Genomic DNA, 14,855 nt, shown 5'->3' on the forward strand with positions numbered 1-14,855 from the left:
CTAGTAGTGCAGATTTTGGCTACTCTGTCAGGAGGATGGACTCGGCATCCACCTCCGAACTTTCAGCCTGTTCTATAATCAGTTGTTTTAACGCGCGGACGTTTGGCCCAAACGCATCACGCCGCCATAACAGCCAGGTGGCGGTTTCGGCAATGTCGGCAGGGAGTGCATGAACTTTGACCCGCTTGTAGCCGGGCAGCAGGTTGAGCACCGAATACGGGATCATCGCCAGCCCGGCACCGCTGGCCACACAGGCCAGCATGGAGTGATAAGACTGGATCTCCATGATGGTGCCTGGCAATGAACCGTCACGCTTGAACCAGGACTCCAGGCGCAAGCGATAAGAGCAGCTGGCGCGGAAGGCAAACAGGGTTTCCCCTTTGACATCCTGGGCGCTGTGAATGGGCGGATGGTCCAGGCAGGTGATCACCACCATGCGTTCGGGGAAAGCAACGCAACCGTTCAGTTCATCATGTTGCAACGGGCCATCTACCAAGGCGGCAGCCAAGGTACCAGCGCGTACACGCTCGATGATTTCTCCTGAGGTGCCGGTAGCCAGCGAAAGGGAAACCTGCGGGAATCGCTGATGATAAGCTGCCAGCAAGGTAGGTAGCCGGGTGGCGGCGGTGCTTTCCATCGAGCCAAGCGCAAAGTTACCGGCCGGTTCCCCGGCATGGGTGATGCTCATGGCTTCTTCACTGAGCGCCAGAATGCGGTGGGCGTAGCAGAGAAAATTATGGCCCATCGGCGAGAGGCGCAGACGCTGTTTCTCACGGATAAACAGATCGGTGCCCAGTTCCTGCTCGAGCTGACGCAGGCGCGTGGTCAGGTTTGACGGCACGCGGTGCAATTGCTCGGCGGCACGGGCGACGGAGCCAGTTTCGGCCACGCAGCAGAACATGCGCAGTTGGGTGAGATCCATAACCTTCTCTTTTCGTGATGAACTTGATGAGTATTATTCAGTTTTTGTGAGTGTAATACTGCGGCATGCTAGCCGCAACTTTCTTTTAACAGGTTGGATACAGCGATGGCGCTAAAAATAGCCTTGAGTGGTTTTATTGCTTTGATCGTGGCGATGGGGATTGGCCGGTTTGCCTTTACCCCGCAGGTGCCGTTGATGATTGCTGAGCACCAGTTCACCCTGACCGGGGCCGGGCTGGTGGCGGCGTTGAACTACCTGGGCTACCTGTGCGGTGCCTATGATGCGATGCGTGCCAGCCGCCATGTGGAGCGCCGTCTGTGGCTTGGCGTGTGGGGAGCAGTGGCGCTGACGCTGCTGTCTGCCTTGGTGTCGGGCGAGTGGCTGCATGGTGCAGTGCGCTTTGCGATTGGTTGGGCCAGCGGTTGGTCGATGGTGTTGGTGGCGGCCTGGACTAACGAGCGGTTGGCGCATTATGGCCGTCCCGCGTTAAGTGCTGCGGTCTTTGCCGGGCCTGGGGCCGGGATATTCATCAGCGGCATGCTGGCGGTGGCGATCAACAGCTGGGGCTTGAGCGCTTCGCAGGCCTGGCTGGTGTATGGCGCATTGGCGTTGGTGTTAATTGCCGCGATCAGCATTAACTTGCCAAGGGCAGGGGAGTTGCATCGCCCCGATGTGAAGCCTGAACCGTTAGTGCTCACCCCGGCATTGAAGCGTTTGGTGTGGAGCTACAGCCTGGCGGGCTTTGGCTATATCCTGCCTGCGACCTTCCTGTCACAGATGGCGGCGGCCCGTTTCCCTGATAGCCTGTTCGCCCAGTTTGTCTGGCCGATTTTTGGCGGTGCGGCGGTGCTGGGGATTATCATCGGGATTGCAACCCGTCATCGGCTCACCACGCAGACCCGCCTGGCAATCACGCTGTGGGTACAGGCACTGGGCGTACTTTGTGCCGAAGTGGTGCCGGGCGTTACCGGCCTGGCATTAGGGGCCATGCTAACCGGCGGTGGGTTCCTCAGTGTAGTCCAGCTATCTATCCAGCACGGTAGGGAGTTGGCTCCGAATCACGCACGCTATATGGCCGGGCTGTTGACCACGGGTTATGCCATCGGTCAGTTGGTGGGCCCGATGCTCTCGGCGGTTTCAACGGCGCTGACGCATCGCCTGGAACCCGCGCTGTATGTAGCGGTGCTGGGGCTGCTGATCGCCGGTGTGCTCGTGATCAATACCCCGGCGCGGGCCACGGCCAGCAAGCCAACGTTATCTTGAGTAAAATACATACAAAAAATGTGGGATAGCCGCAGCCAGCCTGCTACGGGCTGGATGCGGATTTTTCATACCAGGATGAAACACAATCACTGGATAAACGTCTCACTCTCATCTAGAGTGGGGGAAAATATTGATCGGGTTCACGTTATCTATCCGTCGTCTTTCAAGCTGCAGTTAGCTCTTTCCCTGGATTTGTAGGGGCGCTGTATACTGCTCCTCATCACTCGGGGCGAGTAACCAACAGCCGATAACAACGCTGCAATTTGAAAGACCACGGGGATATTGCCGGGGCCGCCTGCTGGAGATACATCGCCATGACATCGTTAAGTAATGAAGCTGCACTGGTGCACGCGGCGCTTGAAGCGCGTGGCCTGGAAACCCCGCTATGTGGGGAAGTGTTGGATCGTGAGACGCGCAAGCGCCGTATCAAAGAGCACATGACGGAAATCATGCGGCTGTTGAACCTCGATCTGTCCGACGACAGCCTGGCAGAAACGCCACACCGTATTGCGAAAATGTATGTCGATGAGATCTTCTCCGGCCTGGATTACGCCAACTTCCCGAAGATCACCGTCATCGAAAACAAGATGAAAGTGGACGAAATGGTGACGGTGCGTGATATTACCTTGACCAGCACCTGCGAACATCACTTTGTCACCATCGATGGTAAAGCCACCGTGGCGTATATTCCCAAAGACTCGGTGATTGGCCTGTCGAAAATCAACCGCATCGTGCAGTTCTTTGCCCGTCGCCCACAGGTACAGGAGCGGCTGACTCAGCAGATCCTGGTGGCGTTGCAAACGCTGTTAGGCACCAACAACGTGGCGGTATCGATCGATGCGGTACATTACTGCGTCAAGGCTCGCGGTATTCGTGACGCTACCAGTGCTACCACCACCACGTCGCTGGGTGGGTTGTTCAAGTCCAGCCAGAATACGCGCCAGGAGTTCCTGCGTGCGGTGCGTCACCATCACGGTTGATGGCTGAGCTATGACGATGAAGGCGCCTGTGGGCGCCTTTTTACTGATAGAAATACAGCGGAAGAACATGAACGCTAACGAAACTCCCCGGCTACCACGCATTGCTACGCTGGACTGCGTACGCGGTATCGCCATCCTTGGCATTCTGTTGCTGAATATCAGCGCGTTTGGCCTGCCGAAAGCCGCCTATCTCAACCCCGCCTATCTGGGTATGCCCTCTACACGCGATGTCTGGACCTGGGCACTGTTGGATCTGTTCGCTCAGGTCAAGTTCCTGGCCATGTTCGCGCTGCTGTTTGGTGCCGGTCTGCAACTGCTGCTACGGCGGGGCAAAGTCTGGATCCGTGCCCGGTTATCCTGGCTGGTCCTGATTGGCTTGGGGCACGCCATTTTCTTATGGGATGGGGACATCCTGCTGGCCTACGGGCTGATCGGCCTGGTGTGCTGGAGGATGATCCGCGACGCGCAGAATACCTTCACCCTGTTGAAAACAGGGGCGGTGTTGTATCTGATCGGCGTGGCGGTGTTGTTGCTGCTAGGGTTTATCTCTCACGGTGAGCCGGGCAGTTTCTGGCAGCCGAGCGTGGCCGAATTGCAGTATGAGAAGTTCTGGAAGCTGCAAGGCGGACCGGAAGCCTGGCGCAGCCGTCTGGATCTGCTCTCTTCCAGCCTGATAGCCATCGGTGCGCAGTATGGCTGGCAACTGGCCGGGCTGATGCTGTTTGGTGCAGGCATGATGCGCAGCGGTTGGCTGCGTAACAGCTATTCGCCTGCTTATTACCGCCGTCAGGCCGCCTGGCTGATACCGCTTTCATTGCTGATCCAGTTGCCCGGTGTGCTGCTGCAGTGGCAGCTGAATTGGGATTATCGCTGGAGTGGCTTTTTGCTGCAGGTGCCGCGTGAGTTGGGCTCGCCGCTGCAGGCTATTGGCTACCTGGCTCTGGTCTACGGTTTTTGGCCAACGCTTTCCCGTCTGCGTATCAGCCACTGGTTAACCCAGGTTGGGCGGATGGCGCTAAGTAATTATCTGCTACAAACCCTGATTTGCAGCACGCTGTTCTTTCATTTTGGCCTCTATCAACAGCTCGACCGTTTGCAGCTATTGGCGGTCGTTCCCTTGGTGTGGTTGGCTAACCTGCTGTTTTCCACACTGTGGCTGCGGTACTTCGCGCAGGGCCCGATGGAATGGCTATGGCGCAAGCTGACTTCCCTTGCTGCGGGCGAAAGTCTACGTCAGCCGACAAAATGAGATCTGGCGCAGGTAGGTTAAAAAATTGTATGTAAACGTTTTCTTTCCTGTGACGTAATTCACGCTGAGGAGGATGACAAACGGGGTAGGATAGCGCCACTGTCTACTCTGTCGACCTCGGGACGTTTCATGAATTCTGTGCATTCAACCACCATTCGCGATGTGGCGAAGCGTGCGGGTGTGTCCGTCGCTACCGTCTCGCGAGTGCTGAACAACAGTACCCTGACCAGCAAAGAGACCCGCGAACAGGTGCTGAAGGCCGTGGCGGAACTGGGTTATCGGCCAAACGCCAACGCGCAGGCATTGGCTACCCAGAGCAGTGAAACGCTGGGCGTGGTGGTGATGGATGTCTCCGATCCGTTCTTCGGCGCGTTAGTGAAAGCGGTAGACACAGTGGCGCAGCAAAACCACAAATACCTGCTGATCGGCAACAGTTATCATCAGGCGGACAAAGAGCGCCATGCCATCGAGGTGCTGATCCGTCAACGCTGCAATGCCTTGATTGTTCATGCAAAAGCGTTAGGTGACGCGGAACTGATCGCCTTTATGGATCAGATCCCGGGTATGGTGTTAATTAACAGAATTGTAACGGGCCATGAGCACCGCTGCGTTGGCCTGAACAATGTGTTTGGCGCTGAAGTTGCCATGCGCTTGCTGCTCTCGCAGGGGCATCAACGGATCGGTTACCTGGGTTCCGATCACCCCATCGAAGACGGCCCGCTGCGCCAGCAAGGCTATAGCCAGGCGATGGCCGCGGCAGGTTTTTCCCCACCGGATAGCTGGCGTGCCTATGGTTCACCGGACCTGCAGGGGGGTGAGGCAGCGATGGTTGAACTGCTGGGTCGCAACCTGCACCTTAGCGCCGTGTTCGCCTATAACGACGCCATGGCAGCCGGTGCGATGGCGGTACTGAAAGAAAACGGTATCACAGTGCCGCAGCATTTCTCGCTGGTGGGGTTTGATGATATCCCCATTGCCCGCTATACCAGCCCCAAGCTGACCACCATCCGTTATCCGATCGTTTCAATGGCCACGCTGGCTACCGAGCTGGCGCTGAAGGGCGCTGCCGGGCAGCTTGAACCTCAGGCTTCACACCTGTTTATGCCGACGCTGGTACGCCGCCATTCTGTAGCGCCGTGGCAAAGTGAGGCTTCGGTCACTCTCTGAACATTTAATAGTGTGTAACCGTTTTCAATCTGTGAGAAAATTCACAGATTATTAACATAGTGCCGTCTATGCTCTAGTCGTTTTCCAGCGCAAAGGCTCTTGCCAGCCAAGCTTTTAATCTGGCGCTGACACAGCATCACAGGAATAACAAGCAACACGGATGACAGGAATTCTTTTGAAACTGCCACGCCCAACTGTGTGCATTGTGGCTAAAGGCTTAATACCGAGTACGACCCTCTACAAACCGGAGACAGACAATGAATAAGAAGGTTTTCACCCTGGCCGCGCTGGCCGCAAGCATGATGTTTGGCGCAGCTGCGCATGCTGATACCCGCATTGGCGTCACGATTTACAAATATGACGACAACTTTATGTCGGTGGTGCGTAAGGCGATCGAAAAAGATGCCAAGGCCTCTCCGGATGTCACGCTGCTGATGAATGACTCACAGAATGACCAGTCCAAGCAGAATGACCAGATCGACGTACTGATTGCCAAAGGCGTAAAAGCGCTGGCGATCAACCTGGTGGACCCGGCCGCCGCTCCGGTGGTGATTGACAAGGCACGTGCCAACGATATCCCGGTGGTGTTCTACAACAAAGAACCTTCCCGCAAGGCGTTGGATAGCTACGACAAAGCCTATTACGTTGGTACCGACTCTAAAGAGTCTGGCGTGATCCAGGGCGAGCTGATTGCCAAACACTGGAAAGCCAACCCAGCCTGGGATCTGAACAAAGACGGTCAGATCCAATATGTACTGTTGAAAGGTGAACCAGGCCACCCGGACGCAGAAGCGCGTACCACCTACGTGATCAAAACGCTGAATGAAAAAGGCGATAAGACTCAGCAACTGCAGATGGACACCGCGATGTGGGATACCGCTCAGGCTAAAGACAAGATGGACGCCTGGCTGTCTGGCCCTAACGCCAACAAGATCGAAGTGGTAATCGCTAACAACGATGCGATGGCCATGGGTGCGGTTGAAGCCTTGAAAGCTCATAACAAGAGCAGCATTCCGGTGTTTGGTGTCGATGCCCTGCCAGAAGCACTGGCAATGGTGAAGTCCGGGGCGATGGCCGGTACCGTGCTGAACGATGCCGACAATCAGGCGAAGGCGACCTTCGATCTGGCGAAGAACCTGGCCGCGGGCAAACCTGCTGCTGACGGCACCCAATGGAAGATCGTCGATAAAATTGTACGTATTCCTTACGTGGGTGTAGATAAAGATAACCTGTCTCAGTTTGTGAAATAAACCGAGATAGAGAGAAATGCCCCCGCCGGAATTTAGGCGGGGGAACTTATTAGAAGAACCCGTTAATTCTCCACTGCTGCAAGCCAGCTTGGGAGAGTGCTGGTTCCAGAATTAGCCAGGACTATTTATGGCCGAAAACTCTCGTGAGTGGCTACTGGAAATGACGGATATCAGTAAGTCGTTTCCCGGCGTAAAGGCATTAGACAAAGTGAATTTACGCGTACGTCCAAACTCCATTCATGCACTAATGGGGGAGAACGGCGCCGGAAAATCCACCTTATTAAAATGCCTGTTTGGCATTTATAAAAAAGACTCCGGCAGTATTCTGTTTCAGGGGCAGGAAGTCGATTTCAAAAGTTCCAAAGAGGCGTTGGAGCAGGGCGTTTCGATGGTACATCAGGAACTGAACCTGGTATTGCAACGTACCGTGATGGACAACATGTGGCTGGGGCGCTATCCCACCAAAGGGCTGTTTGTCGATCAGGACAAGATGTACAAAGACACCAAGGAAATTTTCGACGAACTGGATATTGATATCGATCCCCGAGCCAAAGTCGGCACGCTGTCGGTATCCCAGATGCAGATGATCGAAATTGCCAAGGCGTTCTCCTACAACGCTAAAATTGTGATTATGGATGAGCCAACCTCTTCTCTGACCGAGAAAGAGGTGAATCATCTGTTCACCATTATCCGTAAGCTGAAAGAGCGTGGCTGCGGCATCGTGTATATCTCGCACAAGATGGAAGAGATCTTCCAGCTATGCGATGAAATCACCATTCTGCGCGACGGCCAATGGATCGCCACCCAGCCGCTGGAAGGGCTGGATATGGACAAGATTATCTCAATGATGGTTGGGCGTTCGCTGAGCCAGCGTTTCCCCGATCGTCAGAATACGCCGGGTGAGGTGATTTTAGAGGTGAAAGGCCTGACCTCTTTGCACCAGCCTTCGATCCGCGATATCTCCTTTGATCTGCATCAGGGAGAGATCCTGGGCATTGCCGGGCTGGTGGGCGCCAAGCGCACCGACATTGTGGAAACCCTGTTTGGCATCCGCGAAAAGGTGGCCGGCACCATCAAGCTGCACGGTAAAAATATCAACAATAACAGTGCTAACGAAGCCATCAACCACGGTTTTGCCCTGGTGACGGAAGAGCGTCGTTCCACCGGTATTTATGCTTACCTGAATATTGGCTTTAACTCGTTGATTGCCAATATTCGCCAATACAAAAACAAGATGGGCCTGCTGGATAATAACCGGATGAAAAGCGACACCCAATGGGTGATCGATGCCATGCGGGTGAAAACGCCGGGCCACCATACCAATATCGGTTCGCTTTCCGGCGGTAATCAGCAAAAGGTGATCATTGGCCGCTGGCTACTGACACAGCCGGAAATCCTGATGATGGATGAGCCAACGCGCGGTATCGACGTGGGGGCCAAGTTTGAAATTTACCAGTTAATGACCGAATTGGCGAAGAAGGGCAAGGGGATCATTATAATCTCTTCCGAAATGCCGGAGCTTTTGGGAATTACCGACAGAATATTGGTGATGAGTAATGGTCAGGTTGCGGGCATTGTGAATACCAAACAGACCTCGCAAAATGAAATATTGCGGCTAGCCTCCTTGCATCTTTAAGGATCGTAATTATGAGCGCACTGAATAAAAAAACCTTGTTCACCTATTTTAAAGAGGGTGGCATTTATCTGGTCCTGTTGGTGTTACTGGCGATTATTATTATCCAGGACCCCACCTTTTTAAGCCTGATGAACCTGAGTAATATCCTGACCCAATCCTCGGTGCGTATTATCATTGCGCTGGGCGTGGCCGGGCTGATCGTCACGCAGGGGACAGACCTTTCCGCCGGGCGTCAGGTAGGGTTGGCAGCGGTAATTGCCGCGACCCTGCTGCAATCGATGGATAACGTCAACAAAGTGTTCCCGCATATGGAAACCTGGTCGATCCCGCTGGTGATCTTGCTGGTTTGCGCCGTGGGCGCGGTGATTGGCCTGGTCAACGGCTTGATTATTGCCTATCTCAACGTGACGCCGTTTATCACCACGTTGGGCACCATGATCATCGTGTATGGGATTAACTCCCTGTATTACGATTACGTGGGGGCTTCACCGGTGGCCGGTTTCGATCCGAAATTCTCCACCTTTGCCCAAGGGTTCTTGCGATTCGGTGACTTCAAGCTGTCCTATATCACCTTCTACGCCATTATTGCGATCGCCTTTGTCTGGGTGCTGTGGAATAAAACCCGCTTCGGCAAGAATATCTTCGCCATCGGTGGTAACCCGGAAGCGGCGAAAGTCTCTGGCGTCAACGTTCCGCTGAACCTGATCATGATTTATGCGCTGTCCGGGGTGTTCTATGCCTTTGGCGGTTTACTGGAGGCGGGCCGTATCGGTAGTGCCACTAACAACCTCGGCTTTATGTATGAACTGGATGCAATCGCGGCCTGTGTGGTCGGCGGGGTGTCGTTCGCCGGTGGGGTAGGTACGGTGCTGGGCGTGGTGACCGGGGTGATCATCTTTACCGTCATCAACTACGGCCTGACCTATATCGGCGTGAACCCTTACTGGCAGTACATCATCAAGGGTAGCATTATCATCTTCGCGGTAGCGCTGGACTCCCTGAAGTACGCCAAGAAAAAATAAGTCTGTTTTGCGCTTTACGATAACGGCCAGCATCTGCTGGCCGTTTTGCTTTTGCTATGTAACACGGCAGATATGCCATCTTACTGTTATTCCATTCGTCGCTGTTCCCCCTCACCCCAACCCTCTCCCCAAAAAGGAGAGGGGGCAGAACGGAGCTGCGTTCAGGGACAGGAGTTTATTTGTGGCCATGACGCATTCGGTGTTGTGGTCAGACGCAGGAGTTAATCTGTGGCACGTACGGTCCCCTCTCCCCAAAAAGGAAAGGGGGCAGTACGGAGCTGCGTTCAGGCACAAGAGTTTATCTGTGGCCATGTTGTGCTCGCTTACGCATTCAGTGTTGTGGTCAGGCGCAGGAGCCAATCTGTGGCACGTACAGTCCCCTCTCCCTGTGGGAGAGGGCTAGGGTGAGGGGCAATCGCTGGAGCGTGAGGTGAACTCAGCTCTTTTTCTGCTGCTGGGCCTTAAGCTTCTCCGCCGTCAGCTTGTGCTCCAGCTCTACCAACTGCTCCGGCGACACCGCCGGGTAACCCGGTGCATCTTCCGGCACCTTGTGCATCGCAGATATCGGGATTAATGGGCCAAGGAAGCGGGGCTCACGCTTGAGGATATACAGATCGGTCAGGGCACCCAGGCGAGCAAAGATCTCGCGCACGCGCACCGTCATCATATTTTTTGGCGAAGGTACCGCATAGCATTGCGCCTGGATACCCATATGCAGGGCGATAAATAGGGCGCGCTCGCAGTGGAATCGCTGGGTGATGATGATGAAGTCGTTGGTATCGAACACCTTGCGCGTACGGACAATGGAGTCGAGGGTACGGAAACCGGCATAGTCGAGCACGATATCGCTAGGCGCAACGCCAGCGGCCAGCAGATCGCGGCGCATGGTCATCGGTTCGTTGTAGCTTTGCTGGGCATTATCGCCGCTCAGTAGCAGGTACTTCACCTTGCCGCTGTTATAGGCGTTGATCGCCCCTTGAATACGGTAGCGGTAATATTGGTTAAGCACTCCGGTACGGTAATATTTGGAGGTGCCAAGCACCACCCCCACCTGACGGTGTGGTAGCGTTTGCATTTCTTCGTAAATATAAGGCGCGGTTTTCCAGCTTATCCAGCGATCGAGCGCGATAGCCGACAGCATCAGCACCGAAATGATGATGAACAGGCTAATTATCAGGCGTTTCCACATGTTGATGCCTTGCGCGAACGAGGGCTAAAGTAAGACTCAAGGCTACTTTACCTGCCCGGCAGACGCAAGCAATGAGCCGTTTACCGCAGGTGTTACGCTGCATTTTTCAGCAAAATCTGGTCTTGGCGTGATAACCGGGCCTGACTAACAGGCCCGGTGAGGAACTTAGAACGAGGTACGCTTGTAGATACGATACTGCGGACGCCAGAAGTTATGCTCGATGGCTTTAGACAACGCCTCTTCCGACGTCACCACAGCTACACCCTGCAACTGAGCAGCTTTGCCCACTTCCATCGCGATGCATTTGGATACGCCTTGAATATCATCGATATTCGGCAGTAGTGCGCCGTGGCCGTCGGTAGCCAGCGGAGAACAGTCGGCCAGGGCTCGGCTGGCGGCCATCAGCATGGCATCGGTGACCCGTTTTGCCCCAGCAGCCAATACGCCAAGGCCAATCCCTGGGAAGATATAGGAGTTGTTGCACTGGGCAATCGGGAACAGCTGGTCTTTATAGGTTACCGGTGAGAACGGGCTACCAGTGGCGACCAGTGCAGCACCGTCGGTCCAGTTGATGATATCTTCTGGCCGGGCTTCCACGCGGGAGGTTGGGTTGGACAGCGGCATCACGATCGGACGCGGGCAATGCTTGTGCATCTCACGGATCAGTTCTTCGGTAAACAGCCCCGGCTGGCCAGAGACGCCGATCAGCACGGTCGGCTTGGCGTTGCGCACTACTTCCAGCAGGGAGATCGCATCGCTTTCCACCTGCCATTGATCCAGATTGGCACTTTTCTGCACCAGCTTGCTCTGGAAATCGAGCAGGTTCGGCAGCTTATCCGTCAGCAGGCCAAAACGGTCAACCATAAACACGCGAGAGCGGGCTTCTTCTTCGCTCAGCCCTTCGGATTTCATCTGGGCGATGATCTGTTCGGCAATCCCACAGCCTGCGGAACCTGCCCCCAGGAAGGCGACGGTTTGATCGCGCAGTTGGCTGCCAGCGGCACGGCTGGCGGCGATCAGGCTGCCCAGCGTCACTGCGGCGGTGCCTTGAATATCGTCGTTAAAGCAGCACAGCTCATCACGATAACGATTAAGCAGCGGCGTGGCGTTATTCTGGGCAAAATCTTCAAACTGCAACAGCACGTTCGGCCAACGACGTTTCACCGCCTGGATGAACTCTTCCACAAAGGCGTGATATTCGTCGCCAGAAATACGTGGATGACGCCACCCCATATAGAGCGGATCGTTCAGGCGCTGCGGGTTGTTGGTGCCCACGTCCAGCACCACCGGCAAGGTATAGGCCGGGCTGATGCCGCCACAGGCTGTGTACAGAGAGAGCTTACCGATAGGAATACCCATGCCCCCGATGCCCTGGTCGCCTAGGCCAAGGATGCGTTCCCCGTCGGTGACCACAATCACCTTAACGTTCTGCTTGGTGGCGTTTTGCAGCATATCGTCGATGCGATCGCGGTTCGGGTAGGAGATAAACAGCCCACGTGCGCGGCGATAGATGTCAGAGAAATGCTCGCAGGCTTCGCCCACGGTTGGCGTATAGATGATGGGCATCATCTCGCTCAGGTGCGAATCCAGCAGGCGATAGAACAGCGTTTCGTTGGTGTCCTGGATATTGCGCAGGTAGATGTGCTTGTCGTTATCGTTCTTGAAATCCTGATACTGACGGTAAGCGCGTTCCACCTGTTCTTCGATGGTTTCTATCGCTTCCGGCAGCAGGCCGTGCAGGTTGAAGTTACTGCGTTCTTCTTCGGAAAAGGCGCTGCCTTTGTTCAGCAACGGGAATTCCAACAGAATGGGGCCAGCGTAGGGGATGTAGAGAGGGCGTTTGCTTTCGTATTCCAGTTCCATCAGTTTCTACTCTTTGCCTAGGGTAAGCTTTATTACTGCCGATCCTAAGATATCGGCAAAATATGTACAGCATTTGTTAGTAAATAATGAGGAATTGTCGCTTGTTGCTGGTTTTTTAGCCGGATTGCGGCGGAGCACGGTGGCTCCGCCTGAGGGATCAGAAGGTCACGCGTTGGACGTCTTCGCAGCCCAAGGCCGCCAGGGTGGCGCGGGTGGCATCCCACTGGGTCAGGATTGCGCCTTCCGCTTCGGCCAATACGGCACGGCGTACTTTCTGGCAATCACCACCGGAGACATTCATCAGGATCAGTGCGGCCTGCAATGGCGGCAGGCTAGGGTTGAACGCGGCGTTTTCTGCATAGCGGCCAGCGTAAACCTTGCCGTCTTCGGCTTCCAGCGCTACGCCGCTATGGGCGGTGCTGTAAGGGGCATGGCTGCGGTTGGCGGCATCCAGAGCCGCTTTCGCCAGTTCATCATCCAGCGTCAGCTGGAAGCCGTGATCGACCGGATCCATCAGCAACTCGCTGATTTGCAGATCTTTCGGGCCGAAGGAGTAAGGCAGGTAATCACCCAGAGTGGCGGTTGCCCGTGCAGGCAAATGGATCTCCAACTCGGTGCCGCTGTTAAGCTCATTCATAAACTGGCGGCAGTGGCCGCAAGGCGAGTAGTTGACGGTGACCGCGACCAGCTTGGCTTCGCCGCGCAGCCAGGCATGCGTGACAGCGCACTGTTCCGCGTGCACGGTTTGTTGCATAGGTGCACCACGGAATTCCATGTTGCCACCAAAATACCAGTTGCCGCTGACGCCACGCGCCACCGCCCCAACGTGGAAATGCGAAATCGGCGTTAACGAGCAGGCCGCCGCCAATGGCAGCAGAGCAAAGGCCAGAGCATCGTCATCCAACCCGCACTGTTGCTTGATCGCCGCAATCTGCTCGGCCTTGAACATGGCTGCGAAATCAGGCGCATCTAAATAGGGCAGCAGGGCGGATTGCAAGGCCGCAGGCAATTCGCTGTAGGCGGAGTGAAAGCGAGAATGCATAAGGAAGTCTCTCTACAAGTTAACGGGTTAACATTCTAGGCAACCGGCCCACAACAAAATGTGACTTGTATCTATTTTTTAATGAAACAACTGCAATGAAACTTATAAATGCGAGATGTATCGCAGGTTTTTAGCCGTTAACCAAACAGCCGCAGCAGTATCGGGAATACGAACGGCGCGGTCAGCGAAGTGATAATCCCGCAGATAACCAGAGCCAGCGAACTGAATGCGCCCTGTTGGTAATCCATTTCTACGCAGCGTGCTGTACCCAACGCATGCGAGGCGGTCCCCATCGCCAAACCGCGCGATGAATTGGTGTTGATCCGTAACAGGCCAAGCAGCGAATGGCCGAAAACCGCCCCCAGAATTCCGACAAAAATCACGCACACCGCGCTGATGGCCGGGATGCCGCCAATCGACTCGGCTACCGCCATGGCTATTGGGGTCGTCACCGACTTTGGCAAGATCGAGGCGGCAATTTCAGGTTTGGCCCCCATCAGCAGGGCAATGGCACCGCCGCTGATCATCGCGGTCATGCTGCCAATAAAGCAGACGGTGATGATGGATTTCCAACGCGCGCGGATCTGATGGATCTGCTCGTATAGCGGAAAAGCAAGGGCGACCACCGCCGGTTGCAGCAGATCGTTGAGGATTTTGCTGCCTTGAAAATAGCGTTCATAAGGAATGCCGGTCAGCAACAGCAGCGGGATAATCACCGCCATCGAGACCAATAATGGGTTCAGCAATGGCATGTTGAGCTTTTGCGCCAGCTTGCGTGCCGCGTAAAATACCACCAGGGTCAGCGGCAAGGACCACCAGATATTTTGCATCATTGTTCATCCTCCGCATTTTTTGCTTTACCGAGGATGGGACGCTCGCGATGGAAGTAATGTGAAGTATAGCCAACCACCACAAACACCAGCAGCGTACTGATCAGGCAAGACACGATCAGCGGAGCCAGATCGTCAACTATCTGGTCGTAATACTTCATGATGCCGACGCCGATTGGCACGAACAGCAGCACCATATAACGGATAAACAGATGGCAGCCAGGCTTGACCCATTTGGCCGGTAAAATTTGTGAGGAGAGCAAGGCAAACAGGATCAACATCCCGATAATGCTGCCGGGGATGGCGATCGGCAGCAGCGCCGCAATGGCGTTACCGGCGAACAGGCTGAGGTAGATCAGCACGATCGCCCTGACATATTTCCAACACAGGTTAAATAGGTTGCCCATAGTGCATTCTCGTTGATGTTGACGTATTCATCATA

The 14,855-nt window shown here is 55.0% G+C and carries 13 protein-coding genes; 7 read left to right on the plus strand and 6 right to left on the minus strand.

Going from position 1 to position 14,855, the window contains the following annotated elements:
* Window positions 1-19: 19 nt before the first annotated feature.
* A complete protein-coding gene (locus KGP16_RS08990) occupies window positions 20-922 on the minus strand; it encodes a LysR family transcriptional regulator (protein ID WP_021805066.1) in 903 nt (300 codons plus the stop codon).
* Window positions 923-1,027: 105 nt separating this feature from the next.
* Between KGP16_RS08990 and KGP16_RS08995 the strand changes: the two genes are divergently transcribed.
* From KGP16_RS08995 to mglC, 7 genes are all read left to right on the plus strand, one after another.
* Complete coding sequence (locus tag KGP16_RS08995; RefSeq protein ID WP_218519614.1) at window positions 1,028-2,185, plus strand: YbfB/YjiJ family MFS transporter; 1,158 nt, start codon at window positions 1,028-1,030, stop codon at window positions 2,183-2,185.
* A 314-nt stretch (window positions 2,186-2,499) separates the two neighbouring features.
* Window positions 2,500-3,165: a GTP cyclohydrolase I FolE gene (folE, locus tag KGP16_RS09000; RefSeq protein ID WP_218519613.1), complete on the plus strand. Its 666-nt coding sequence runs from the start codon at window positions 2,500-2,502 to the stop codon at window positions 3,163-3,165.
* Between the two features lie 67 nt (window positions 3,166-3,232).
* Window positions 3,233-4,414: a DUF418 domain-containing protein YeiB gene (gene yeiB / locus KGP16_RS09005; RefSeq protein WP_094983263.1), complete on the plus strand. Its 1,182-nt coding sequence runs from the start codon at window positions 3,233-3,235 to the stop codon at window positions 4,412-4,414.
* A gap of 129 nt (window positions 4,415-4,543) precedes the next feature.
* Window positions 4,544-5,581: an HTH-type transcriptional regulator GalS gene (gene galS, locus KGP16_RS09010; protein ID WP_223501183.1), complete on the plus strand. Its 1,038-nt coding sequence runs from the start codon at window positions 4,544-4,546 to the stop codon at window positions 5,579-5,581.
* A gap of 257 nt (window positions 5,582-5,838) precedes the next feature.
* Window positions 5,839-6,831, plus strand: coding sequence for a galactose/glucose ABC transporter substrate-binding protein MglB (gene mglB / locus KGP16_RS09015; protein ID WP_021180577.1), 993 nt, complete (start codon window positions 5,839-5,841; stop codon window positions 6,829-6,831).
* A gap of 127 nt (window positions 6,832-6,958) precedes the next feature.
* Window positions 6,959-8,467 carry a galactose/methyl galactoside ABC transporter ATP-binding protein MglA gene (gene mglA, locus KGP16_RS09020; RefSeq protein WP_223501184.1) on the plus strand — a complete coding sequence of 503 codons (1,509 nt, stop codon included), beginning with the start codon at window positions 6,959-6,961 and terminating at the stop codon, window positions 8,465-8,467.
* 11 nt (window positions 8,468-8,478) lie between these two features.
* Window positions 8,479-9,489 (plus strand): galactose/methyl galactoside ABC transporter permease MglC, encoded by a 1,011-nt coding sequence (gene mglC, locus KGP16_RS09025; protein ID WP_021805061.1) that lies wholly within the window; start codon window positions 8,479-8,481, stop codon window positions 9,487-9,489.
* 436 nt (window positions 9,490-9,925) lie between these two features.
* Here the strand turns inward: mglC and sanA are convergent, their stop codons facing one another.
* The 5 genes from sanA to KGP16_RS09050 all read right to left on the minus strand — a co-directional run bounded on the left by sanA (window position 9,926) and on the right by KGP16_RS09050 (window position 14,820).
* Entirely contained in the window at window positions 9,926-10,678 is a 753-nt protein-coding gene (gene sanA, locus KGP16_RS09030; RefSeq protein WP_021805060.1) for an outer membrane permeability protein SanA, read from the minus strand.
* Window positions 10,679-10,843: 165 nt separating this feature from the next.
* Window positions 10,844-12,541 (minus strand): NAD-dependent malic enzyme, encoded by a 1,698-nt coding sequence (locus KGP16_RS09035; RefSeq protein ID WP_021805059.1) that lies wholly within the window; start codon window positions 12,539-12,541, stop codon window positions 10,844-10,846.
* A gap of 157 nt (window positions 12,542-12,698) precedes the next feature.
* The gene (cdd, locus tag KGP16_RS09040) at window positions 12,699-13,583 is read right to left on the minus strand and encodes a cytidine deaminase (RefSeq protein WP_202670744.1); all 885 of its coding nucleotides are present in this window, start codon (window positions 13,581-13,583) and stop codon (window positions 12,699-12,701) included.
* Between the two features lie 137 nt (window positions 13,584-13,720).
* Window positions 13,721-14,416 carry a CidB/LrgB family autolysis modulator gene (locus KGP16_RS09045; protein WP_021805057.1) on the minus strand — a complete coding sequence of 232 codons (696 nt, stop codon included), beginning with the start codon at window positions 14,414-14,416 and terminating at the stop codon, window positions 13,721-13,723.
* Entirely contained in the window at window positions 14,413-14,820 is a 408-nt protein-coding gene (locus KGP16_RS09050) for a CidA/LrgA family protein (RefSeq protein WP_059200306.1), read from the minus strand. The genes KGP16_RS09045 and KGP16_RS09050 overlap by 4 nt, the downstream gene beginning before the upstream one ends.
* Window positions 14,821-14,855 lie beyond the last annotated feature (35 nt).

Origin of the sequence: Serratia sp. JSRIV006 (assembly GCF_019968685.1) — a bacterium.
GTDB lineage: Bacteria > Pseudomonadota > Gammaproteobacteria > Enterobacterales > Enterobacteriaceae > Chania > Chania fonticola_B.